This window comes from [Clostridium] fimetarium (assembly GCF_900111235.1).
Taxonomy (GTDB): domain Bacteria; phylum Bacillota; class Clostridia; order Lachnospirales; family Lachnospiraceae; genus Clostridium_N; species Clostridium_N fimetarium.
Genome location: NZ_FOJI01000047.1, coordinates 1 through 1,603, shown reverse-complemented (window position 1 = coordinate 1,603; position 1,603 = coordinate 1). Strand labels below are relative to the sequence as shown.

The following is a 1,603-nucleotide window of genomic DNA, read 5'->3' as shown; positions in this document are numbered from 1 at the left end:
ACAGATGGCATTTCCCATGCATCAAGATGTTGGAGCATCATGATTGCGTAGAGGCGGCAGTACCACATCTTAGATGAACGGTGTCTGCCGCCTTCTAATTTATAATCCTCTTTCTCGCGTTTGTTAGAACGTTCCACAGAAGTTCTTCTATCATATTCTTTTTTCCATTCCTTACTATCTCTTGGCGGTATGTTAATTAATCTCGGATCATCTTTTAGTTGTGTATGTACAGTTCTTCCGTACTTTGCATCAGAACAGGGTGTTTTACAGAAACAGCCTTTGTTTCGATCAGCTTTAGGACATCTAAATTTAGCGCGGTGCTTCGCTTTTTCAATACCATCGTGATACATGCGTAAGCCCATTTTACAGATAGGAACACCATCTTTATCAAGAGTGAAATCATCTTTGTATATGTAGTTACCATTGTTTGTTTTATGTAAATCAATAAAAGGAGTGATCCCTTGCTTACGACAATAGTCGTAGACAGGAAAGGCATCCATAGCAGAATCAAGCAACATTTTTTCTACCTTAAACTGGGGAAGATAAGATTTCATGGCAAAGAAGCTATGTAGGAAAGAAAGCATATCGTGTCGTGAAGCACGCTCAAGTAGTGGAAAAATAGGCAAATCGCTATGGGAATCTGAAGCAACAAACATGTATAGATGATAACCATTAAAGTAACAGTCACGAGAAGAATCCCAACCACCATTGCAATCGGGCTGGGAAAATAAACGTTTACAATTACATTTGAGAATCCCATTCTCTTTGCAATTACAGATACGCTTTCTACGTATACGAGCAGCTGTTCTAACTGGTGTACCATCGCCAGCAATCGCAAGATGTGACGGATCAATCAGTTTATTTGTAACAGAAATATCAAGAAATTGATGTTGGTAAAGTTTAAAAATAAGTCCAAAAGAATGGTTACATTTAATTGGGTTACGAACTAGAAAGGGAAGTAGTCTAGAGCTGATAGTACCAGTGTTAGTTGGAGTTTTATCACCGTGCTTTTTACCCTTTTTGACTTTTGATTTCACAAATCTTTCGTTTGGAGAAAGATTATTAGAATCAGAAAGCCACATGCGGTCAAAAAAATCATAGAAAGTACCAATTCCAGGAGTATCATTTGCAGGAAAACCACTTAAAATGGCATACAAAGGACACTCTTTTAACATAGAAACCCAAACAGTAATAGAAGTGACCTTTAACTTTATTGATAAAAGATAGGAACGGAGCATGCATGACGGGGTTCTTGGAACAGGTCCAAATTTAGAATAATACTCTTGCATGAAAGTGTCTGTAAGGGATAAATCCAAGTGCCAGAATTCAATAATTGTATTCCAAGTCTGCTTTGACAGGACAAATGGTTCAGGATAATAAATCGAAAAATCAGATACGAAAGTATCTTGATAGGTGGAATGACCACCAGAAATAATAGGTAACATTAAAATCGCCTCCAATTGAAATTAGTTAATATAATCAATTGGCTTCGCCGAAAATTTTTGACCATTTGTCAAGCCTTTTCGATAAAAAAGTGGGTGATTTTTAAAATATAGGAGTTGAAACCCTTATAGAATAAGGGCTAGAGATTCCGAGAAAGTAT

1 protein-coding gene is annotated in these 1,603 nt (G+C 36.9%); it reads right to left on the bottom strand.

What is annotated here, in order from left to right:
* On the bottom strand, window positions 1-1,445 hold a 1,445-nt coding region (locus BMY18_RS20645; RefSeq protein WP_092458519.1), incomplete at its 3' end, for a hypothetical protein.
* Window positions 1,446-1,603: the final 158 nt, after the last annotated feature.